Annotated in this window: 17 protein-coding genes and 1 tRNA gene; 8 read left to right on the plus strand and 10 right to left on the minus strand. The window is 54.6% G+C overall.

Annotated elements, in window-relative coordinates:
- Window positions 1–29: 29 nt before the first annotated feature.
- The 3 genes from dctP to Q0775_RS13955 are packed head-to-tail and all read left to right on the plus strand — an operon-like array spanning window position 30 to window position 2,896.
- The gene (dctP, locus tag Q0775_RS13945; protein WP_298862026.1) at window positions 30–1,028 is read left to right on the plus strand and encodes a TRAP transporter substrate-binding protein DctP; all 999 of its coding nucleotides are present in this window, start codon (window positions 30–32) and stop codon (window positions 1,026–1,028) included.
- Between the two features lie 54 nt (window positions 1,029–1,082).
- Window positions 1,083–1,589 carry a TRAP transporter small permease gene (locus tag Q0775_RS13950; protein ID WP_298862030.1) on the plus strand — a complete coding sequence of 169 codons (507 nt, stop codon included), beginning with the start codon at window positions 1,083–1,085 and terminating at the stop codon, window positions 1,587–1,589.
- Window positions 1,589–2,896, plus strand: coding sequence for a TRAP transporter large permease (locus Q0775_RS13955; RefSeq protein ID WP_298862034.1), 1,308 nt, complete (start codon window positions 1,589–1,591; stop codon window positions 2,894–2,896). Before Q0775_RS13950 ends, Q0775_RS13955 begins: the two co-directional genes overlap by 1 nt.
- 11 nt (window positions 2,897–2,907) lie before the next feature.
- Here Q0775_RS13955 and Q0775_RS13960 read toward each other — a convergent pair whose 3' ends face one another.
- From Q0775_RS13960 to Q0775_RS13990, 7 genes are all read right to left on the minus strand, one after another.
- Window positions 2,908–3,837 carry an AEC family transporter gene (locus Q0775_RS13960; protein ID WP_298862037.1) on the minus strand — a complete coding sequence of 310 codons (930 nt, stop codon included), beginning with the start codon at window positions 3,835–3,837 and terminating at the stop codon, window positions 2,908–2,910.
- 43 nt (window positions 3,838–3,880) lie between these two features.
- Complete coding sequence (locus Q0775_RS13965) at window positions 3,881–4,684, minus strand: MBL fold metallo-hydrolase (RefSeq protein WP_298862039.1); 804 nt, start codon at window positions 4,682–4,684, stop codon at window positions 3,881–3,883.
- Window positions 4,681–5,487 (minus strand): TatD family hydrolase, encoded by an 807-nt coding sequence (locus Q0775_RS13970; protein ID WP_298862042.1) that lies wholly within the window; start codon window positions 5,485–5,487, stop codon window positions 4,681–4,683. The genes Q0775_RS13965 and Q0775_RS13970 overlap by 4 nt, the downstream gene beginning before the upstream one ends.
- A 27-nt stretch (window positions 5,488–5,514) precedes the next feature.
- A complete protein-coding gene (locus Q0775_RS13975; protein ID WP_298862045.1) occupies window positions 5,515–6,630 on the minus strand; it encodes a DNA polymerase III subunit delta' in 1,116 nt (371 codons plus the stop codon).
- A gap of 85 nt (window positions 6,631–6,715) precedes the next feature.
- Window positions 6,716–7,363 (minus strand): dTMP kinase, encoded by a 648-nt coding sequence (gene tmk / locus Q0775_RS13980; protein WP_298862048.1) that lies wholly within the window; start codon window positions 7,361–7,363, stop codon window positions 6,716–6,718.
- Window positions 7,360–8,511 (minus strand): D-alanyl-D-alanine carboxypeptidase family protein, encoded by a 1,152-nt coding sequence (locus tag Q0775_RS13985; RefSeq protein WP_298862848.1) that lies wholly within the window; start codon window positions 8,509–8,511, stop codon window positions 7,360–7,362. Before Q0775_RS13985 ends, tmk begins: the two co-directional genes overlap by 4 nt.
- Window positions 8,512–8,539: 28 nt before the next feature.
- Window positions 8,540–9,412 (minus strand): SPOR domain-containing protein, encoded by an 873-nt coding sequence (locus Q0775_RS13990; RefSeq protein WP_298862050.1) that lies wholly within the window; start codon window positions 9,410–9,412, stop codon window positions 8,540–8,542.
- A 201-nt stretch (window positions 9,413–9,613) separates the two neighbouring features.
- Between Q0775_RS13990 and Q0775_RS13995 the strand changes: the two genes are divergently transcribed.
- From Q0775_RS13995 to Q0775_RS14000, 3 genes are all read left to right on the plus strand, one after another.
- Window positions 9,614–9,703: transfer RNA gene (locus Q0775_RS13995), tRNA-Ser, on the plus strand.
- Window positions 9,704–9,926: 223 nt separating this feature from the next.
- On the plus strand, window positions 9,927–10,001 hold the full coding sequence (locus Q0775_RS19995) for a hypothetical protein (protein WP_366863707.1): 75 nt from the start codon (window positions 9,927–9,929) through the stop codon (window positions 9,999–10,001).
- Window positions 9,973–10,347 carry a hypothetical protein gene (locus Q0775_RS14000; protein ID WP_298862053.1) on the plus strand — a complete coding sequence of 125 codons (375 nt, stop codon included), beginning with the start codon at window positions 9,973–9,975 and terminating at the stop codon, window positions 10,345–10,347. Before Q0775_RS19995 ends, Q0775_RS14000 begins: the two co-directional genes overlap by 29 nt.
- 406 nt (window positions 10,348–10,753) lie before the next feature.
- On the opposite strand, the gene Q0775_RS14005 is transcribed toward Q0775_RS14000, so the two are convergent.
- On the minus strand, window positions 10,754–11,869 hold the full coding sequence (locus Q0775_RS14005; protein WP_298862056.1) for a TIGR03032 family protein: 1,116 nt from the start codon (window positions 11,867–11,869) through the stop codon (window positions 10,754–10,756).
- 219 nt (window positions 11,870–12,088) lie between these two features.
- Between Q0775_RS14005 and Q0775_RS14010 the strand changes: the two genes are divergently transcribed.
- Complete coding sequence (locus Q0775_RS14010) at window positions 12,089–21,124, plus strand: calcium-binding protein (protein WP_298862059.1); 9,036 nt, start codon at window positions 12,089–12,091, stop codon at window positions 21,122–21,124.
- Between the two features lie 513 nt (window positions 21,125–21,637).
- Here Q0775_RS14010 and Q0775_RS14015 read toward each other — a convergent pair.
- Window positions 21,638–21,784 (minus strand): hypothetical protein, encoded by a 147-nt coding sequence (locus tag Q0775_RS14015; protein WP_298862062.1) that lies wholly within the window; start codon window positions 21,782–21,784, stop codon window positions 21,638–21,640.
- A 210-nt stretch (window positions 21,785–21,994) separates the two neighbouring features.
- Here Q0775_RS14015 and Q0775_RS14020 point away from each other — a divergent pair, with 210 nt between their 5' ends.
- Window positions 21,995–22,147 (plus strand): hypothetical protein, encoded by a 153-nt coding sequence (locus Q0775_RS14020; RefSeq protein WP_298862065.1) that lies wholly within the window; start codon window positions 21,995–21,997, stop codon window positions 22,145–22,147.
- Between the two features lie 150 nt (window positions 22,148–22,297).
- On the opposite strand, the gene Q0775_RS14025 is transcribed toward Q0775_RS14020, so the two are convergent.
- Entirely contained in the window at window positions 22,298–22,582 is a 285-nt protein-coding gene (locus tag Q0775_RS14025; protein ID WP_298862068.1) for a DUF6280 family protein, read from the minus strand.
- Window positions 22,583–22,693 lie beyond the last annotated feature (111 nt).

Below are 22,693 nucleotides of genomic sequence, written 5' to 3' on the forward strand. Positions count from 1 at the left end.
ACGCGCCGCTCAATAGGGAGAAAGATAAAATGAAACATATACTTATCGGCGGTATTCTTGCCACAACAGCATTGGCAGGAACGGCCTATGCCCAAGAAACAATCACAGCCGTTCATGCCTTTCCTGAATCGCTGATCTACACCAAATCCTTTCTCGAGTTTGTCGATAAGGTGAACGCCGCCGGCGAGGGCGTCGTGCAAATCGAAGTGCGCGGCGGACCAGAGGCCATCGGCATGTTCCAGCAGCCTGACGCGGTCCGCTCTGGTGTGGTTGATATGGTTTACACACCGGGCAGCTTTTATGCGGGTGCCTTGCCGGAAAAAGACGCTCTTGTGACGTCGAACAAAGTCGCTTCTGAAGTGCGCGAGAATGGCGGGATAGAGTTGATCGACCAGATCCACCAAGAGAAGATGGGGGTTAAATACCTAGGCTGGTTCGACTCTGGTGTGTGTTACAACCTTTGGACGCGCGATGCTCCAACGCTGGACGACGGCGGCAATCTTGATGTTAGCGGTCTCAAACTGCGCGGCAATGCGGTCTATAACGCCTTCTTCTCTGACTATCTGGGCGCACAAGTAATCGACTTGCCCACAACCGAAGTTTACTCCGCGCTGGAGCGTGGCGTGGTGGATGCAACGGGTTGGACGCAGATCGGTTTGATCGATCTCAAGTGGAACGAGTTTCTGAACTACCGCATTGAGCCGTGTTTTTTCTCCACTGACCTTGGTACCATCGTAAACCTTGAGAAGTGGAACAGCCTGTCTGAAGAAGCCCGTACAATCGTACAGGACGTGGCGATTGCGCATGAAGCGGAATCTGCATCTAAACTCGGCGCTGTGCGCGATGAGGATTTCGCAGCACTCGAGGCGGCAGGCATGGAAGTTGTGACGCTGGAGGGTGCAGCAGCAGATGCCTATCTCGAAGCGGCAGTCTCCAACACATGGGACCGCATGAAGACGCTGATGGAAGAAAGCCCGCAGGGTGCTGGCAACTTCGACAAGCTCATCGAGCTCTTCTACACCAAGTAAAAACCAAGCGCGCCGCAAGATTTCTGCGGCGCGCATCTTTGTCAGGGGTGTAAAATGAACGTGATCGGCAGGCTCTATCTGGGAGTGTTATACGCGATGGCGGGTATTGCGTGTGCAATGCTGATCTGGCTCATGATCTCGGTTGTGACATCGGTCATAATGCGCAATTTGGGGCTACAGCCCTTTGCGTGGCTCTTTACTTCCTCCGAATATGCGATCCTGTACATGACCATGCTCGGTGCGCCGTGGCTGGTGCGCGAAAAGGGGCATGTGCATATCGAGTTGGTGACTGCTGTCCTTCCCGCGCCTGCACGCCGGTTTATGAGCCGCAGCGTGGCGGCGCTTTGTGTTGCAGTTTGCGGACTGCTCGCGTGGAAGGGGGGTGAGTTGATGCTTACCAACATAGCACGCAATGACCTTGACGTGCGCGCTTATTACTTCCCCAAGTGGATACTCACGGCGGCGTTCCCGATCAGCTTTGGGCTGATGGCGGTTGAGTTCAGCCGCTTTGTCTTTGGCGCTGAACTCATGCACTCTGGCGAAGCAGGAATTCACGAATAATGGAATGGTTCGAAGCGCTTGGCCTGCTGATAGGCTCGATCCTTGTGTTGATGGCCATCGGTATGCCCGTGGCGTTGGCGTTCCTTGCCGCCAACATCTTGGGCGCATGGTTGTTCATGGGCGGCGCGCGGGGCGTCACGCTGATGCTGAACAACGGATTTGGGAGCCTCACGAACTTCGCGCTTGTCCCGATCCCGCTTTTTTTGCTGATGGGCGAGATTTTCTTTCACACGGGCCTTGGCGCACGGATGTTCAATGCGATTGATAAGCTGTTGGGGCGTCTTTCGGGGCGGCTGAGCTATGTTACCGTGTTGGGCGGCACAGCATTCTCGACGCTGTCGGGATCGTCCATGGGGTCAACGGCGCTGCTCGGCTCGCTCATGGTGCCTGAAATGACGGACCGCGGGTACAAAAAGAAGATGTCGATCGGTCCTATCCTTGGCACAGGCGGTCTGGCGATCATCATTCCGCCCTCCGCGCTGGCAGTACTGCTGGCGACACTTGCGCGAGTGGATGTGGGCGCGTTGCTAATTGCGGGGATTATCCCAGGTCTCATTCTGGCATGTTTCTATATCGCAACGATCTTTATCCAGACCAAACTCGATCCTGACGCGGCCCCCGCTTATGACGTTGAAACATTGAGCATGGGGCATAAACTCGGCCTGCTGTTCAAAGATATCCTGCCGATGTTGTCGGTGATGGTACTGATTGTGATTGGCATGGTTGCTGGTTTGATCACCCCGTCCGAAGCCGCCGCTTTTGGTGCGTTGGGTGTGCTGATCCTCGCTGTGATCTTTCGCTGCCTGACATGGAAAGCGATGAAACGCTCGGTTGTGGGTGCGATGAGGGTAACACTGATGGCATACCTCATCGTCTTTGGGTCCGCCACATTCAGCCAGCTTCTGGCCTTCTCGGGTGCAAGCTCTGGACTGATCCGTTGGGCGACTTCTTTTGATCTGGCCCCGATTGCAATGCTGTTGGCGATGTTTGCGGTGCTGCTGCTGTTGGGTATGTTTATGGAGCAGATTTCCATGATGCTGCTCACAGTGCCGATCTTTTTCCCGCTGGCGCTGTCGTTGGGATTTGATCCGATCTGGTTCGCATTGATCATCCTGCTGGCCCTCGAAATCAGCTTTACTACGCCGCCCTTCGGTTTGTTGCTCTTTGTGATGAAAGGGGTGGCGCCCAAGGATACCACGATGCGCGAAATTTACGGTGCGGCGATCCCCTATATCGGATGTTCCATGCTGTTGGTTGCTCTGCTGATCCTCTTTCCGCAACTGGCACTCTGGTTGCCCAGCCTCTAGGGGGCATGGTCTTAGCCAAGTAAACTTAGCCAGACCCAGACCGTGAGGATGGAGGAAGCTGTCGCAATCAGAACCGAGGAAGCGGCCACGCGGCGTCCGCGTCCGTACATATTGGCAAAGATATAGGCGTTAAATCCCGGTGCCATGGCCGCAGTGAGCACGCCAGAGCGGAACAAGTCTTGCGGCACCGAGAGGGCAGACCCCATTGCCCAAACAATAGCAGGGTGCAGGACAAGGCCAATACAACAGACCATTACGATTGTTTTCATATCGCCTTCTGGCTTGTACTGGATCAGCACGCCGCCCAAGGCGAACAGTGCCGCAGGCAGGGCGGCCCGTACGATAAGCGACAGGGCATCATCGACCACTGAGGGGATGATGAACCCTGTAAAATTGACAATAAAGCCACCGATAATGCCGATCACCAATGGATTGTGGAACATCGCACGGCTGATCGAGCGGACCAGTGTCACACCGCTTTGCCCACGGTTGCGGACAAACTCCATCACAGTAATGCCAAGGCCATAGCAAAACGGTGAATGCACGGCGATTATCATATAGTTGCCGGTTAGCTGATCTACTCCGTAAGCCCGCTCCGAGATAGGCAGGCCCAACAGGACCGAGTTGGAGAACAGACAGCAAAAGCCGATAGCCACGCAATCCTCCCAATCTCGTTTGAAAAAGACACGTGCACCGATCATCCCAAGCGCAAAGCAGATTGTGGCCCCTGTGTAGAAGCTGAACAGCAGACGCGCGTCAAAGGCGGCACTCAGATCAAGGTTGGCAATCGCTTGGAACAGCAGGCAAGGCACTGCAAAGCTTTGGGCAAAGCGCAGGACACCGTCGACACCTGCCACTGGAAACAACCCGCGCCAAACGGCGACATAGCCAAAACCGATGACCAGAAAGACGGGCAGAATGACGTCAAGTAGCAGTTGCATTGGGCGCAGTCTCGGTTCGGGTTAAATGCGCCTCGGCAAGACGTCAGCGCAGATCGAAGTCAAGCTGCATGCCGTCAAAAGCGGGTTGGATGTGGTCGGGTGTTTCTGCAGCAATAGTGGCATAGTCGAGGTCGTTGTGCATGTTGGTTAGGACAGCCTCACGCGGCTGTACCCGTTCAATCCACTCAAGCGTTTGGGCAAGGTGGCTGTGCGTCGGGTGCGGCTCGCGGCGCAGGGCGTCCACGATCCAGCAGCGCAGGTTTTCAAGGTGTGGCCAGATGTGGTCAGGGATGCTCGCCACATCGGGCAGATATGCCACGTCGTTCACGCGGAAACCAAGTGCGTCCATTCCGCCATGTGGCACAAGGAAGGGGGTAAATTTGAGCGGACCACCGGGGCCGTCAATCGTGACATTCCCCTCCATCAGGTTCATGTCGAGGATGGGCGGATACATCGACCCTTTTGGCTGGATAAAGGCATAGCCAAACCGGTCCATAAGCGCATCGTGTGTTGGCTGGTCGGCCCAAACGGGCAGGCGCGCGCGCATGTTGATGACGATCATGCGAAGATCATCCATGCCGTGCACATGGTCTGCGTGCGCGTGGGTGTAGAGGACCGCATCAAGGCGGCCAACGCCTGCATCCAGAAGCTGGCTGCGCATGTCAGGGGAGGTGTCGATGAGCACGGTTGTCGTGCCAGCATCCGTAATCCGCTCCACCAAGACAGAGCAGCGGCGGCGGGCATTGCGCGGCTCGCTCTGGTCACACGCGCCCCATACACCGCCCAAGCGCGGCACGCCTCCTGAGGAGCCACAGCCGAGGATGGTGACGCGCATCGTGTCGGTCATGAGTTCGCCCCATAGGCGGCGACCTTGGTGAACAGGCGTTCAAAATTCGCTTCGGATTGTTCTGCAAAATCAACATATTCCATGCCAAACGTTTCTGCCGCCTTGCGTGCAGTATGTGCCGTGTAGGCAGGCTCGTTGCGGCGGCCGCGGTGGGGCGGTGGTGCAAGATAGGGGCTGTCTGTCTCGACCAAGATACGCTCGACCGGTGCTGCGGCGAAAATGTCGCGCAACTCTTGGCTTTTGGGAAAGGCGGTGATGCCCGACATGCTCAAATAGAAACCTAGATCAAGGGCTGCACGGCCAAGTTCGGCCGAGGAGGAAAAGCAGTGCATGACGCAGGTGTAGGCACCCTTTGCATGCTCGTCGCGCAGGATTGAGGCCATATCATCATCGGCGTCGCGGCTATGAATAATGAGGGGCAAGCCCGTCTCCCGCGAGGCGGCAATGTGGATGCGCAGGCTGTCTTGCTGCATTTGTGCGCTCTCGGCGGTGTAATGATAGTCCAGACCGGTTTCGCCAATACCCACCATCTTGGGGTGCTGGGCAATCTCGATCAACTGCTCCAGCGTGGCCATAGGTTCGGACACGACACTCATTGGATGTGTGCCTGCAGCATAAAAAACGGGCGCGTGGGCCTCGGCAATGGCACGCACGGCTGGCTCATTTTTGAGCTTGGTACAAATCGTCACCATCCGCGCCACGCCAGCCTCGGTTGCACGTGCAATCACGTCAGGCAGTTCCGCGATCAATTCGGGGAAATCGAGGTGGCAGTGACTGTCGGTGATGGTGGGAATATCGGTCATAACGCTCCGGAATTTTAGGCGCAGGGGTCAGCGCGGTGCTGCCTGTGCCATCTTGGTAAAGGTATCTAGGACCAGTGCAGCAGGGTCAAGGTTGACTGCGATGCCGTGACGCGCACGTGCCCCGATCTGGGCGGCAAGGTCTGCCCAAACCCGCGCTTGATGCGGGTGAGGGGAGAGGCGTTTCAGAATATCAGCCTCACCGTTAGCGGCCTGAGGCTCTGGCGATGAGCCAGTGGCACCCGTGCGTGCCAAACGGCTCAGGAGCAGATCAATCAGCGTAAAAAGCAAATCCCGCTTTGCCTCACCGCCGCGTGCGGCAGCCAGCTCGGCCAGTTTGAGGGCGCGGGGGCGGTCCATATTGGGCATGGTGCCGACCAAAGCGACAAGTTCGGAGTAGAGAGCCGCACCGCCCAACAAAGACAAGCGCATCGCGCCCCCAACCGAGCCACCAGAGAGCGCGGCAAGCGCGGCTGTATTGGCTGCTTGCACGTCTGCTTGTGCCATGGCCTCGGCCACCTCGCTGGCGTCAAGGCTACGCAGGGGCAGGGTGCGGCAACGCGAGCGGATGGTCGGCAGCAGGCCTGACGGCTGGTGGGAGATGAGGATGAGCAGGGCACGTGCAGGCGGCTCTTCCAACATCTTCAAAAGAGCATTGGCGGCAGTCACGTTCATCAGGTCGGCATCATCAATGATCACAACGCGGTAGCCACCATCAGGCGCTGACATCTGGAAAAACCCGTTTAATGCACGGATGTCATCGGCAACAATCTCCTGACGCATCTTTTTAGTGGTCGGATTGACAGTGCGGGTGACATTTCGAATACGGCCTTCTCCGCCGGCGGCGATGCGCAGGGCGATTGGATGATCCGCTGGAATCTCCAGCGTTGTAGGCACTTCGGGTGCGAACATCCCTCCCTCATCTGGTGCAGGGGTCGCCAGCAAGAACCGCGCGATCCGCCATGCCAGCGTTGCTTTTCCTACGCCGCGCGGCCCTGTCAGCATCCAGGCATGATGCAAACGACCCGTGTTAAACGCGTCCACAAACGCGGTCTGCGCAGCATCCTGTCCGATCAGGCGGATGGTGTCACGGGGATGCGGCGCACCATCAAGGCGCTCTGGTTGGGAAGGGGTGTCATCACTCATGCAAGCGGTTTAACGGGGATTGAGGGGGTTGGAAACGGGTATCGGAATTTTGAAATATTCAGGTTCGGTTTTTTCAAATAAATGGCTACTGCCGCGCGGACAGCGCTTGTTCGACTGTATTCCGAATGTCGGTACTTACTGCCTCAATGTTTTGCCCCCCGTCGATAACTTTGAAACGGTCTTTGAACTCCTGTGAAAGAGCAAGGAAACCTTTACGCATCGCGGCCTGTAATTCTGCTCCAAAGTCCTCGAAACGCTCTTCGGTGCCTTGGCGACCTTTGGCGCGTTTGAGGCCTTCAACGGGGTCCATATCAATCAGGATAGTCAGATCAGGCTCAACGCCGATCATCAGATCGTGCAGCTTGTCCACAGTAGCGCGCAAATCGCCACGGCTAAGACCCTGATACATCCGCGTGCTGTCAGCAAAACGGTCACAAATTACAATGCTCCCAGCAGCAAGGGCAGGGCGGATCAACCGCTCAAGATGGTCTCGCCGCGCAGCCGTAAAAAGCAGAATTTCAGTCTCGGCAGACCAACGGTCGGGGTTACCTTGAAGAACCAGCGCACGGATTTCTTCGGCACCTTCCGAGCCGCCCGGCTCTCGCGTCACGACAACATCGCGACCCAAACTGCGCAAATGCTCGGCTAACAAGGTAACTTGCGTTGATTTGCCTGACCCGTCGATGCCCTCAAAACTGATAAATAGGCCGTTGTGAGAAGTGCTGGCCGTCACGATGCCTCCGGCGCGGGGCCTGAATTGATCCGCTCCAGCAAATGCTGTGCTGCCGAAACCATACGGCTGACAAAACCATATGGCGCGATATCGCGGTCCGCGAGCAGGGCAATGCGCTTCTCGGGCAATCCTTCGGGGCTTATGATCAGCTCTCCAATTTCTTGCCCTTTTACGATTGGCGCTCTGATTGGTCCGTTATAAACAACTTCGCTTTTCAACGGTGCAATCGGGTTGACGGGCAGCAGAAGAGAGACATCCTCGGCCAATTCCATGCCAACAGTTAGCTCGGCCCCGATAGAGACATCCGCATCGGCGATCTTCGTACCCGCAGACCCAAGGTCGGTCTGGGCAAACTGGCGGAATGCCCAGTTGGTCACAGCCTCGGCTTCGCGTGCACGCGCCTGTGCCGTCTGTAATCCCGACAGAACAAAGATAATGCGCCGCTCACCTTGCTTGGCAGAACCAACAAGGCCATAGCCCGCTTCTTGGGTATGGCCCGTCTTAAGGCCATCCGCACCAATGCCCAAACCCAAAAGCGGATTTCGATTCAACCTATTGGCGGATTCTGCAGGATCAAAAAGGAACTCTTTTTCAGAGAACATCGGATAATATTGCGGGTAATCCTTGATCAATTTGCCTGCAATCAAACCGAGGTCGCGCATCGACATGCGATGGCCGGCCTTTGGCCACCCGTTGGAATTGGTGAAGGTCGAATTGGTCATACCCAACTGCTGCGCCCGCATCGTCATCTGACGGGCAAACTTCGACTCGGTGCCAGCCAAGGCTTCGGCAATCACAACGCAAGCATCATTACCTGATAGAACGATAATTCCACGAATGAGGTCCTCGACTTTGACCCGCTCCCCTTCTTTGAGGAACATCGTAGATCCGCCGTACTGCTGTGCTGCGGCCGAGACTGGCAGCTCTTGATCAAGGTCCAGAATACCGTTCTCGACTGCCTCAAACGCCATGTAAAGCGTCATTAACTTTGACATGGAAGCAGGGGGGAGCGGCTGATCGGCGTTCTTGGCCATCAAAACCGTACCACTGCTGAAATCCATCACGAAAGCTGCTGCTGCGCGGGTATCAAACGCATGTGCGCTGACCGAAGAGACCAAAAGCGCCAGAGCACCAAGAGCAAGTTTCATTCCGCGCATATCAGGCACCTTTCATGTATCAGCTGGAAACGGCATAGGCATCTGTGAAGCCTTCCGATTTGATGGTCGATAGAATTTTGGCTCTCTCGGTACTGGTGGCCGCAGGGCCCACAACTACGCGCCAGAAGGTTTTGCCGTTGATTTGGCTTTGCTTTACAGTCGGAGCAAGGCCCGCACCGCGCATTTGCTTGGCCGCACGGTTCGCATTTGCCTCAATGCTGAAAATCCCAATCTGGATGAACGGTTTTGACAAACGCGATGCCTGTGTTGGTGCCGCTGGCTTGGGTGCCGCTGCGGGTGTAGGTTTTGCCGCGTCAATCGCAGCGCCCGCCGCAGATGTCACAGGATCAAGCGTCGCCGTGGCAACAGCAGGAGCCGCTTCAACCGGCGCAGGAGCAGCTTGTGCCTCACCGTCGCCCGCTTGCTCCTGAATTTTGGTCAACGCCGTTACGTTCAATTTGGACGGTGCGCCCGCGAGAATGCCAAGGGCTGCTGCTGCATCTGATGAAATCTGTAGACTTGGGCCTGGAATGTCACGCTCACGACGGAAGAGTGCGCCAACAACGAATTTTCCGTTTACCTGATTGCGGATAATCACGCGTTCTGGATCATCAACATCTGGATGCGCCACCCAAACACCGCCCAAGCTTGGCCGTCCGTCCCAGAGACCGTCATCTGTAACAGAAAATATTTCTGGCGCCTCAACATCGCGCTCCACGGTGGGGCCCGAAGGCGCTGCCGCCTGACTTTGGGTCTGGTTTGCGGTGGGAAAAGCAAATTTGCCTTGGTCATCGCAGCCCGCCAAGAGGCCTGCAAACAACACGCCTCCCAAAATCGCACGCCCTGTTTTTGTTGGATTATTAACGTCTAGTCTTTTGATTTTAATGCCCATTTACCCTTGCCCTTGCCTGCGCACGTGCCTGTTGTTTTCGCACGCTTGACCACTCCTTTTTCGGAGCCTTTGGGACGTTGTAGCGCGGCCAGCCCCTTTGCCACAAGAGAAGCGTGCGAAGATCGGCAAATTTCCCCTCTTTGCAGAGTGATTTTGTTCAATTGCAGAATCGTTTGTGGCGTTTTAGGAAGCACTTACAGCGGAGGTTTGGCAGAGTGGTCGATTGCACCGGTCTTGAAAACCGACGGGCGTGAGAGCGTCCCCAGGGTTCGAATCCCTGAGCCTCCGCCAGTTCCCTTTTTGATCGGTCTGATCTGGTCGCTTTGAGCGGCCTTTTTTGTTTTATATATGGCTTTGAGTGCAGATCACGTTTGCCTTGAGTTCCTTTCGCTGATGCCGATATTCGTTCCTTGAGTGGAATGGAATGCGATATTTTTGAATGGCCTAATCTGGCAAGCTAACAAAGAAACTGGTCGAGAACCTTGGCGCTGGGCGGCATGGCGATGGCGGTGGTTTGTATCTGGTAGTTGATCCGTCCGGTGCAAGATGCTGGATTGTGCGTGTTGTGGTCAAAGGTCAGAAAAAATAAGAAAGGCGCGCCGCTTAGAACCGACTTTGGTTTGGGGGGCGCTGATGTTGTCACGCTGCACCTAGTGAGTGAACGGGCGCTGGAATATCGCCGGATTGCCAAGCAAGGGCTAAACCCGCGTTTCAATGCGCGCCAAGAGGTGCCGACCTTTGAAGAGGTGGCGCAACAGGTCCATATTGACCGGATGCCCACATGGAAAAACGCCAGGCATGGGCGACAGTGGATCAACACCTTGCGCGATTATGCTTTCCCCAAGATCGGGCGGATGCAAATTGATGCAATCGACCAGCCTGAGGTGATGATGTGCCTTGCGCCAAGGGGCAGAGGTGTGGAGGGGAGTTGGTAAGGGGGATGCACGGTTGATGCACCCAAAGTTGCAAACGAGCTGGACGATAGGGCCAGAGGAGATGTTGCTCCCATTACACTTCGATAAGCTGTTTTGACCTTTTATCTTCGACACTAATAATTCGGCCTCGCGAGAAAATGCTGTTCATAGCTCGCTCGGGAGCAAGGAAAGGATGGCCTCAGACCGATTTGTGAAGTGAAGCCAATCGTCTTTGTGCGTGATGGTGGTGAAGTACGGTGTCTTAGAAGGTTTGCTCGAATCTCGGGCACCAGTTGATAGAGGGGGCGGGTGGACTGAAGTCCAGGAGTTTAAGTTGCCCCTATCATGCTTGGATGTTCCAACTTGATGATTGGCTACGCGCGGCAGTTGCCGGTTACGAATTCGGCGATCGCTCAACTGTCGTAAGTTACAACTCCACACGAACTGCTGTTTTGATCTGCTCACCATGGAATCCAATGGCTTCTGGTTGCTGTGTTTCTTGCAGAACGGCAACGTCATAGAGCTCGTCGATAGTGTGCTCAAACCGCACCCATTCAACTGTACGGCCTGTGTCGATGTCGATCACCAAAAGCCCGCTGCGAGGTGCTGTGTCTTTTTGCTGTAGCAGCTCTTGCAGCTCTAGCCCCTCGAAGGTTTGGTTTTTGCGCGGACGGGACAGGCCCACAATCGCGAAGCGGCCGACAAATGCCAAGCCGCGTGCATAACCGGGGCAAAAGGCGACAGGAGTGATGTCGCCGGTGGCCGGATCGATATTGCACAACTCGCCGCGACCAGAATTCAACACCCATAGCTTGCCATCATATAACCGAGGGGAATGCGGCATGGACAGTCCCGTTGCCACGGCTTCACCAGACGAAACATCCAATACGACACCGCCATCGCGGCGGCGCTCGCGCCAACCATCAGCAATGTCAGATCGGCTTATGGCGCTGACGTAGGCTGCGCGACTACCGTCCATTGCAAGGCCGTTCAGATGGCAACGGTCTTCCCCTATAATCTTGCTGATAAATGGAGGATGCCACAAAGACCGAAAGCTGGCAGTGTCACTGATCGTCGCGAGGCAATTGTACGCTGTGCAGACGAAGATCGGGCCTCGGCTCACGGCGTCTGTCTCGTCGCTGAATTGATTAATATCGCCAACACCAATATCATGAATATCGATTTGGCCAGTTACGCGGCCCTCGCGCGGGGCAAATCGGCGGTCTACGCCGTCGGGCGTGGTGGTCCCTGCGGGCAGGTCATTCTCAAACCGCCAGAAGGTATGCTGACCGCTGGTCCAAAGCGTCTGACCATCCGTCCACAATCCCTGACATTGTTCGATTAACCGCTCATGGGCGCGCAATGACCCATCCGGCTTGCGACCAATAAAAAACAAACGCCCTGCCTGATAGGTTGTTAGTGCGACGCTACAGTTGTTGTCGGCCAACCATGAAGTGAACCCCTGAGAGGCGAGCAGCAGCGCGGATTTGTTGCCATTTTGAAGCTCGGCTTTCAAAGGGACAGCCTTGTTAGACATTGTCATGACCGATTTATCCTCAAAGCTAATTCCGCTTTATTTACTGCGCTAATATCAGCGCATATGCAATGACACTCGCTTAGGTGGAATGGACGCCAGTTTTTCAATCAGCATTTGACAAGGTGCTATTTGGCACTCCTTAATAGAATTAACTTTTGGGTGGGGGATACCGAGGGGGTTTTATTATATTTCCAGACATAAATTTTTAGCACTGGATATATCATAATGACCGCTCCAACTCTCTCCGGCTTTGCGCCAACCATTAGTTATTCCGAAAACACGGTCAACGCGACCCCGCAACTGCTAGACGCGAATGTAACGTTCGCGGACGCCGAGGGTGATTTTGACGGTGGTACGTTGTCCCTAACAGGTTTGTTGGCAGAGGATACAGTTTCGGTCCGTAATGAAGGAGCTGGCGCAGGCCAGATTGGCCTGACAGGGGGGGCTGTTACGTTTGGCGGCATGGCAATCGGTACGCTTGCGGGTGGAGTGGGTGCGACGCTAACGATAACTTTCATTGCCAATGCCACCTCAGCGTCAATCGATGCGCTGATCCAGAACCTTACGTACGCCAACAGCAGCGATACACCAACTTTAAGCCGTAATTTGGCGCTTAATGTGATCGACGCTGCAGGCAATGATTTGTTTGCACCGGGCACGCCAACCTTTGCGCCGCTGACCGGTTTGGCCAATCCGTTTGATGGCATTGATGTTAATCTCCGTGGTACTCCAAGCTTTGTCGATCTGGACGGCGATGGTGATCTTGATATGGTTGTTGGGAATTATCTTGGCACGTTGCGGCTTTTTGACAATAACGATGCGGACACGGGATTTACCGAAGTGACCGGAGCGCCCACCCCAACAGGCGGCAATCCGTTCAATGCCGTTGATGTGGGCGGCAACAGCGCACCGACCTTTGCCGATCTGGATGGTGACGGCGATGTCGATATGGTCGTTGGGGCCTTCGACTCAACGTTGCGGGTGTTTGATAATAATGATGCCGATACCGCCTTTACCGAACTTACAGGCGCGGCTAACATCTTTGACGGCTTCACTGTTACCAACACCGATAGCGCGCCATCCCTTGTTGATCTGGACGACGATGGCGATCTTGATCTGGTTGTGGGGAATGCGGCTGGACGGCTGGCAAGTTGGCGCAACGGCGGCATTGGCACATCCGGTACATTCACCCAACTGACAGGCGCGGCCAATCCGTTTGAGCTGTTCGATGCCCTCGATGGAGATGGCTCCAAACCCACCTTTGTTGATCTGGACGGTGATGGAGATCTGGATGCTGTCGTGGGGACTAGCGCTGGCCCGCTGCGGGTTTTGGATAATAATGATGCGGATACCGGATTTACCGAACTAACAGGGGCGGCCAATCCGTTCGACGGCGTTGATGAAGGTTTCAGAAGCGCGCCAAGCTTTGTAGATATAGATGACGATGGCGATCTTGATCTCGTTCTTGGCGTATCCAATGGTGATCTCAACACGTTTGAGAACACAAAGCCTATTGGCCAAGGATTCATGCTGACGGTAACGCCAGAGGATGACGCGCCGACACTCGCTGGCTTGGCACCCAGCATCACATTTGGTGAAAACGCAGTGAATGCTGCGCCGCAATTGCTGGATATTGATGTGACGTTCAACGATCCGGGTGGCAATTTTGATGGCGGCGCCCTTTCGCTGTCGGGTTTGTTAGCCGAAGATACCGTTTCGGTCCGCAATGAAGGCACGGGCGCGGGTCAGATCGGGCTGAACGGCGCAAATGTGACCTATGGCGGCGTGACCATTGGCACGCTCGCGGGCGGTGTTGGTGCGGCGCTGGCGGTGACGTTCAATGCCGCCGCGACATCTGCTTCGGTTGATGCGCTGATCCAGAACCTTACCTATGCCAACAGCAGCGACAACCCAACAGCCTCCCGTGAGCTGTTGCTCAATGTGATCGACGCTGCTGGCGAGGATTTGGGTGCTGCCGCTGGCAGCCCAACAACATATACCGAGCAGACAGGCACAGACAATCCGTTTGGTGGCACTGCATTTTACCTCAACAACCATACCGCGCCGACGTTGGTCGATCTTGATGGTGATGGCGACGTTGACTTGGTTGTGGGGACTGTGACTGGCAGGTTTACCGCCTTTGATAATAACGACGCAGACAACGGTTTTACCCGATTGGACGGCAGTTTTAATCCGTTTGCGGGCGAGGACATAGGAGATTTCAGTGCTCCGGTCTTCGGTGATCTGGATGGCGATGGTGATCTGGACTTGATCACAGGGGAAGAGACGGGCGCAGTCTTCGTCTATGACAATAATGATGCTGATAACGGCTTTACTCGGCTAGGCACGTTAGACAACCCGTTTGCCGGCATTATAAATGGTCGCTACAGTGCGCCGGCTTTGGTTGATTTGGATGGCGATGGCGATCTGGACATGGTCATGGGCGTGCAATTCGGCACGTTCCGTGTGTTCGACAACAACGACGCGGATGATGGCTTTACCGAGCTGACAGGGGCCGCCAACCCGTTTAGCAGCTTTGATGTGGGTTCCCACGCGACCCCTACGTTTGTCGATGTCGACCATGATGGCGATTTGGATATGGTTAGCGGGTCCTCTGCTGGCACGTTGCGTGTGTTCGACAACAATGATGCGGATGCCGGATTTACCGAGCTTTTAGGGGCTGCCAATTTGTTTGACGGCATTAATGTCGGCACCCACAGCAACCCGACCTTTGGTGATTTTGATGGCGATGGTGATCTTGATCTGGTGATCGGAGAGGATGACACTGGCCTCTTCGACTCAGGTCCGCTCTACACTTTTGAGAACACCACACCGCGCGGTCAGCTCGTCACCGTATCAGTAACAGCCGAAAGTGATGCCCCAAGCCTTACTGGCGTGGCAACAGCAGTCACTTTTGATGAGAACGCGGTTAATTTGGCCCCGCAATTGCTGGATACGGATGTTACATTCCTTGATCCGAACGGTGATTTCGACGGCGGCACGCTGACGATGACTGGCGTGCTGGCTGAAGATACGATTTCCGTGAATGACCAAGGCACAGGCGCGGGCCAGATTGGGCTGTCCGGCCCTACGGTCACGATTGGTGGCGTGAGCACAGGCACGGAAGTGACCTTTGGTGGCACTATTATCGGCACGGTCGCAGGGGGCCGCGGTGCGAACCTGACGATCACATTTAATGCGGCTGCAACAACGACCTCAGTTGATGCGCTGATCCAGAACCTGACATACGGCAACAGCAGCGACGTCCCGACCGCAACGCGCGATCTGTTGTTGAATGTTAGGGATGCTTCGGGTGAAACTGTGGGCGCTGCTCCTGGCACACCGCTTAGTTTTTCAGCACTAGCAGGGGCCGCTAATCCGCTGAACCTCTTCAATGTTGGCTTCAACAGCACTCCAACCACTGTCGATCTGGATGGTGATGGTGATCTGGATCTGATCGTGGGCGCGGGTGATGGCACCTTAAGCGTCTTTGACAACAACGATGCTGATAATGGCTTTACCGAGATCGCAGGTGGTGCGAATCCGTTTAACGACATCGATGTAGGTAGTTACAGCACGCCAACCTTTGTTGATCTGGATGGCGACGGTGATCTGGATCTGGTCACAGGCGAAACCGGTGGCGCATTGAGAGTCTTTGACAACAAGGATGCCGACTTTAACTACCAAGAACTGACAGGTGCGGCCAATCCGCTTGATGGTATTAATTTGGGTGACGGCGTCGCCGCCAATTTTGTTGATATGGACGACGATGGCGATCTGGATCTGGTTTGGGGTAACGCGCTCGGCGGGTTGCAAGTTTTGGCAAAAAATGATGTCGGCGCTGGTTACGTCAATCTGATAGGTCCACTTAACCCGCTGAATGATATTAATGTTGGGGAGCACAGCATTTCGACCTTCGCCGATCTGGATGGCGATGGCGATCTGGATCTGATTGTTGGTAATTCATTGGGCACGATTAACGTCTTTGACAACAATGATGCTGACACAGGCTTTACCGAGCTTATGGGTACTGCGAATCCGTTTAACGGCGTTGATGTAGGTAGTGACAGCGCGCCTACCTTTATTGATGTGGATGGCGATGGCGATCTGGATCTGGTTACTGGCGAAACTGGTGGCGGTTTGATTTCTTTCGAAAACACCGCGCCCATTGGCGCACCAATTACCGTAACAGTTACTGGTCAGCTCGAAGTGCCGATCTTTACTGGCTTCGATGCCTCTATCGGTTTTGATGAAAACACGGTTAATGCGACCCCACAATTGCTGGATAGCGATGTCGCGTTTTCCTATCCGATCGATGATTTTGACGGTGGTGCGCTGTCCCTGACAGGGCTGTTGGCCGAAGACATCGGGTCGGTGCGCAATGAGGGCACAGGCGCAGGCCAAATCGGGTTAGTTGGCACCGCGGTCACCTTTGGTGGTGTAACCATTGGCACGCTTGCAGGCGGCGCAGGTGCGGCCCTGACGGTCAACTTCAACGCGGCGACCACCTCGGATTCAATCGATGCGTTGATCCAAAACCTCACCTATGCCAACAGCAGCCAAACCCCAACGTTAAACCGCGATCTGGTGCTGAGTGTAACAGACGCAAGCGGCAATAACCTCAAATCGCCGCTGACGCCCAGCTTTGTAGAGCTTACGGGTGCGGCCAATCCGTTCAACAGTGTTAATGTGGGTACATACAGCGCACCGACGTTTGTTGATCTGGATGGCGATGGCGATTTGGATTTGGTTGTTGGATCGGATACCGGATTGTTGGTGTTTGACAACAATGACGCCGATCTGGGCTTTACCCCTTTGACGGGGGCACAGAACCCGCTGGATGATATCGTAGTCGACGCCCGATACACGCCAGCCTTTGCCGATCTGGATTTGGATGGTGATCTCGATCTGGTTGTAGGCTCATTTTCCAATACACTACAGACGTTTTATAAGAACGACGCGGATACAGGCTTTACCGACGCTGGCGGGGATGATCCGTTTGCGTTTGTTAGCGTCACTAACTTTGGTGCCCCTTCCTTTGTTGATCTAGATGGCGATGGCGATCTGGATCTGGTGGTCGGCGAGGATCAAACCTTTAGCGGGACGGGCGATGGCAACATACAGGTCTGGCTTGACGGGGACACTGGTAGTACCGGGATTATCGGATATTTTGAACGGTTCGTAGAACAAACGGGTGCTGCCAACCCGTTTGATGGTTTGGATTTGGGTGGCCAAAGTGCGCCAACCTTCGTCGATCTGGATGGCGATGGCGATCTGGACATGGTTCTGGGCACCGAAGATGGCACCATACGGATATTCGACAACAATGATGCGGATGCAGGTTTCACCGCGCTAACAGGGGCCGCCAATCCGTTTGATGGTATTGATGTCGGGTTTAAAGGCACACCAACCTTTGCCGATCTGGATGGGGATGGCGATCTGGACATGGTTGTAGGCGCCTACAGCGGCACCTTGCGGGTCTTTGACAATACCACAGTCCGTGGTGAAGTCATTTCAGTGAACGTAATTGCGCAAAATGATCCGACTTTGATCACAGGTGTACCCTCTGATATCTCGGCGGTTGAGGGCGAGACTGCCAATCTGGACCTGTCCGCTATTACTTTGAGTGACGGTGATAACGCAAACTTTAGTCTGACTATATCTGTATCTCCTGATGGGGGCACCCTAAGTGCTGCTTCCAGCGGCAGCGTTGTGGTTACAAATGACTTCTCAGACACGCTTATTTTGACGGGCTCTGCAGCCGATATCGATACTTATTTAAATAACGCCGCTGCAATTCAATACACTGGACAGGACAGCGGGGCTGGCGGCATTCCGCCCCAAATTGATATTAGTGCCAATGATGACAATGGACCTGTTAGCCTTGGCAACATCCAGATCGACCTTACCAAGGTTCTGACTGGCGACAGCGGCAATAATATTCTGACCGGCACGTCTGATGCTGACATCCTGAACGGCGTAGATGGCGATGACACGCTGGCTGGTGGTGGTGGTGCTGATACACTGGACGGTGGGACAGGCTCTGACACGGCGAGCTATGCTACCTCAGGCAGTTATGTGAACATTTCGCTGGCCAGTGGGTATACTGGCGGTGGTGCAGATAACCATGCCTCAGGCGATACCTATACCAGCATCGAAAACCTGATCGGCTCCGATTATGATGATCTGCTGAACGGCGATGATAACGCAAACTATCTTTCCGGCGGTGCAGGAGACGATTATTTGCGCGGTCGCGGTAGTGCGGACCTCACACCGGGCAACGGTGACACGTTGGATGGCGGCGCAGGCTCTGACTGGGCGGACTACGCAGACAACGCCACCAACATCAATGTCTCGCTTGCCACTGGATTTGCCAGTGGCGGCACGGGCAGTGATGCGCGCGGTGATGTCTTTATCGACATTGAGAACATTCGTGGCACCAACGGCGGCGACCGCATAACAGGTGATGCTGGAAATAATATTTTTGAAGGGCGCGGCGGAAATGACAGCCTGTTTGGCGGGGCAGGCTCTGACACAGCGGATTATGCGTCATCGGGCGGTTTTGTTAATGTCTCGTTGAAATCTGGTTTTGTGGGTGGCGGCGGAGGCAGTCACGCCATTGGTGATACGTTCGACAGTATCGAAAATCTACATGGTTCGGCCGGAGATGACCTGCTGTCCGGCGATGCAGGCGACAATATCCTGCGCGGACGTGCAGGTGGCGATGTCCTGAATGGCAATGGCGGCAGTGATACGGCGGATTACACCGACAGCGCGGGCTCGGTTAATGTTTCCCTGCTCACCGGCTTTGCCAACGGAGGCGCGAATAATCACGCAGCTGGCGACACTTTCACCTCGATCGAGAACTTTATCGGGTCAGACTTTGGCGACCGCCTGAACGGCTCCAATGCGGACAACGTGCTGGAAGGGCTTGCGGGCGCTGACATTCTGAACGGCAATGGCGGCATCGATACAGCCAGTTATGCTGCGTCGGATGAAGGCGTAAGACTGTCCTTGGCCACTAACTTTACCGAAGGCGGCCATGCAGCGGGCGATACGTTTGTGTCCATCGAAAATGTGATCGGATCAGCGTTCGACGACTTCTTGATAGGCGATGATGAAGACAACCATTTTTCCGGCGGAATGGGCGATGATAGTGTGTCCGGAGACGATGGTACCGATACGCTGGATGGCGGCGCTGGCAACGATACGGCTCTCTATTTATTCTCGTCCGGTGCAGTGAACATCAACCTCAGCACTGGCTTTGCCGATGGCGGAGATGCGACGGGTGACACGCTCATTTCAATCGAGAACCTGGTGGGATGGTCCTTTAATGATACGCTCATCGGGGATGCTGGCGCTAATTTACTCTCCGGTGGTTTAGGTGCTGATTTTCTGCGCGGCGGTGCCGGTAGTGATACGCTAGACGGCGGAGACGGCGCTGATTGGGCTGATTACGCCGATGGCAGCAGTAACATCAACATCTCACTGGCGACCGGTTTTGCCAATGGTGGCTTGGGCAACGATGCGTTGGGTGATGTGTTCATCGATATCGAAAACGTGCGCGGCACCAACTTAGGTGACCGGATCACGGGAGATGCTGAGGACAACACGTTTGAGGGACTTTTGGGTGCGGACTCGCTGTTTGGTGGAACTGGCTCTGACACGGCTGACTATTCGTCCTCGGGTAGTTTCGTGAATATCTCGCTGGCCAGCGGGTTCACAGGCAACGGTGTAGGAAACCACGCAGCAGGTGATACGTTCAACAGCATCGAGAACCTGACCGGTTCAGCGCATAACGATTTGCTGAGTGGGGATGCCAACAACAATCTTCTACAAGGTGGCGCGGGAGATGATTATCTGCGCGGACGCGGCAGCAATGACACTTTGCCGGGAACAGGCGATACGCTGGACGGCGGTAGCGGATCAGATTGGGCGGATTATGCCGACAACAGTACGAACATCAACGTCTCTCTTGCAAGCGGCTTTGCAAATGGCGGTGTGGGGACCGATGCACTAGGCGACGTATTTATCAGTATTGAGAACGTGCGCGGCACTATTTTTGGTGACCGGATCACCGGCAATACAGAAGACAATGTATTTGAGGGCCGTTTGGGAGCGGACTCCCTGTTTGGTGGAACAGGCTCTGACACGGCTGACTACGCCTCGTCAGCAGCTTTTGTGAATGTTTCGTTGGCCACTGGGTTCGCAGGCGGTGGCGCAAGTAACCATGCCGTAGGGGATACGTTCGACAGCATCGAGAACTTGCATGGTTCGGCGCATAGCGACTTGTTAAACGGAGATGGCGGGGACAACATCCTGCGTGGACGAGCTGGCGGTGATGCGCTGAACGGGAATGGTGGAAATGATACAGCTGATTACACTGATTCAGCGGGATCGATTAACGTCAGCCTACTGACCGGTTTTGCAGGTGGTGGTTCGGGCAGCCATGCTGTGGGAGATACGTATGGCAGTATCGAGAACCTGACTGGCTCGACCTTCGATGATATCCTCAACGGCTCCAACGGGAACAACGTGTTAGAAGGGCTTGCAGGCGGTGACGTTTTGCGCGGCAACGGCGGAATTGACACTGCGAGTTATGCGGCGTCAACCGCAGGTGTGACATTGTCCTTGGCCACCGACTTCACCCAAGGTGGTCACGCGGCAGGCGATACGTTTATCTCGATTGAGAATGTTCTCGGGTCCGTGTTCGACGACTTCCTCAGCGGTGATACAGCCGACAACCATTTGGAGGGTGGCACGGGTGATGATATCCTGCGGGGCCGTCTGGGCAACGATACACTGGATGGTGGTGACGGTAGCGATACAGCTGAATATGGCGATGCTGCTGCCGCAGTAAACATTAGCCTCAACTCAGGGTATACCGCTGGTTCCCATGCGTCTGGTGACACCTTCATCTCGATCGAGAACCTCACGGGCTCAAGCCATAACGACATCCTGAGTGGTGAGGGCAATAACAACACGCTGAATGGTGGTTTAGGTAACGACAGCCTGCGTGGCTTTGATGGCTCCGATGTTTTTGTATTCGACGCGAGCTTTGGTCAAGACACGATCGGGGATTTTGCAGATACGTCCGACATGATGGATTTTCGGGGCAATAGCCAAGTCAACAGCTTCGCTGACCTTGCAGTCACAAATGTCGGTGCTGATGCGCTGATTGTGGATGCTTTTGGCAATAGCGTCCTCGTTCAAGGTGCTGCTAACGATATCTCAGCTGACGATTTCTTATTTGAATTGTAGGGAATTCTCAGGATCAACTTGCTTGTGCCGGGCAAGGTGCTCCCGCTAGATTGCAATGGCTTAGCTGCATGAATAATGATCTTGTCGGGGGCACAGGTTTATGAATTCAGCATGATAGCTTGCGAGGGTGAAGAAACATATTCTCGCTATTCGCGTACCAAGAACTGGCCCGAGTGCACAAAAGCATCGAAGCATCGTGGGCCTTTGACAAGCTGGATTGATCCACTCGTGCCTCGGAAGTTGAGCCCACAGATAAGTAGGGCTGACAACCTGTATATTGTGGTGTGGCCATCCTAGCTTGCCTGACGTTTTAGTGCTGTTTGGGGTGCATTTGAGGCAAGCCTGCTGAGGCTCATGGACTTAAATTGGATACACGGGATTTCAGTCGGTGTGTCGCCGCCAGAAGTCCCTCAATATGAAGGTCCCGCGAAACCTACTCATCCATAGCATTGGCATCAAATCCGAGCGCGAGAGAGAATCAAATGCTCGTGAGCACCCCTCTCACAAATGCATTTATGTGCCGCGGGGCAGTTGGGCGGCCCAAAACGTCGTCTGTGGCGTAAGGTCCACATCGGGATCGACGGGCAAAGGCTGGAGGTACGCACTATCGAAGTGACGAGCGGTGGCATTGGGGATGCTCCCTTCGTGTCCAACTTCCAAGTCAAATTCCACCATACTAAGAGATTGGCCGCTTTATTGTAGATGGGAACTACGACCCACGCAAATGCCACAATGCAGTCGCAACCCTAAATGCCCATGCCGTCATTCCCTCGTAAGAACGTTAAGCATTGGAGAGCAAACCGCCTGGTGCCATGCGTTTATGGAATGGCCTGAATTCCAATTCTATAATCAACCAAAAGCAAAGCCATCATGACTATATTCAAGCATGACCGTTGCGCCACTGTGGAGGAGTTCAAGGAATGGGGGATAAACATTGGCCTTGAGAATACGGGCGTCACGATGAATTCATATCTGCCGTTTCCGAAACAACACAAGGAAGACCTAATCAAGAAGATATTCTAGCTCTCGGGGCAAAGAGGATCGTATTCATGCCTGTAGCGGCCGATGTGCATATACTTCCTAGTCCAAATTATACGCTGTCGCCAATACTTGCGATAGGCATCCGAAATGTCAAATTTCAATACTGCGGCAGAACTTTGTTTATAAATCTGATCATACGAGGCCCATGCCGGACTGTACCTTAGTAAATGCTGCTGATGTTCTGATACGTCTTCGAACAAAGGTTTCAAGCCCCTCAACACACCTTTGGCCTGGCTCAATCCCTGCGCATCTCAATACAATTTTCCCATCGCGAGAATTTGCCCAGTGGACAATATCATCTGCACCATTACCACGAAGTTTTGCATCCAAAATTGCATCGCTAATGGCTGTAAAAACGACTGAGAGAAACAACTGCTGGTGCGGCATGGTGGCGCTGGGTGTTTGAATGTCGGGCATTGGTCTCTCCTTGATGAAGTGCTGTTGAGCTTAAGTTACGCAAAAATATCTCTCTCACTTATCCGCTGATCACTTCCCTTTGAATAAGCAGTTTGAAAAATCTGTCCATAA

This window comes from uncultured Sulfitobacter sp., from assembly GCF_947499945.1.
In the GTDB taxonomy this organism is placed as follows: Bacteria; Pseudomonadota; Alphaproteobacteria; order Rhodobacterales; family Rhodobacteraceae; genus Sulfitobacter.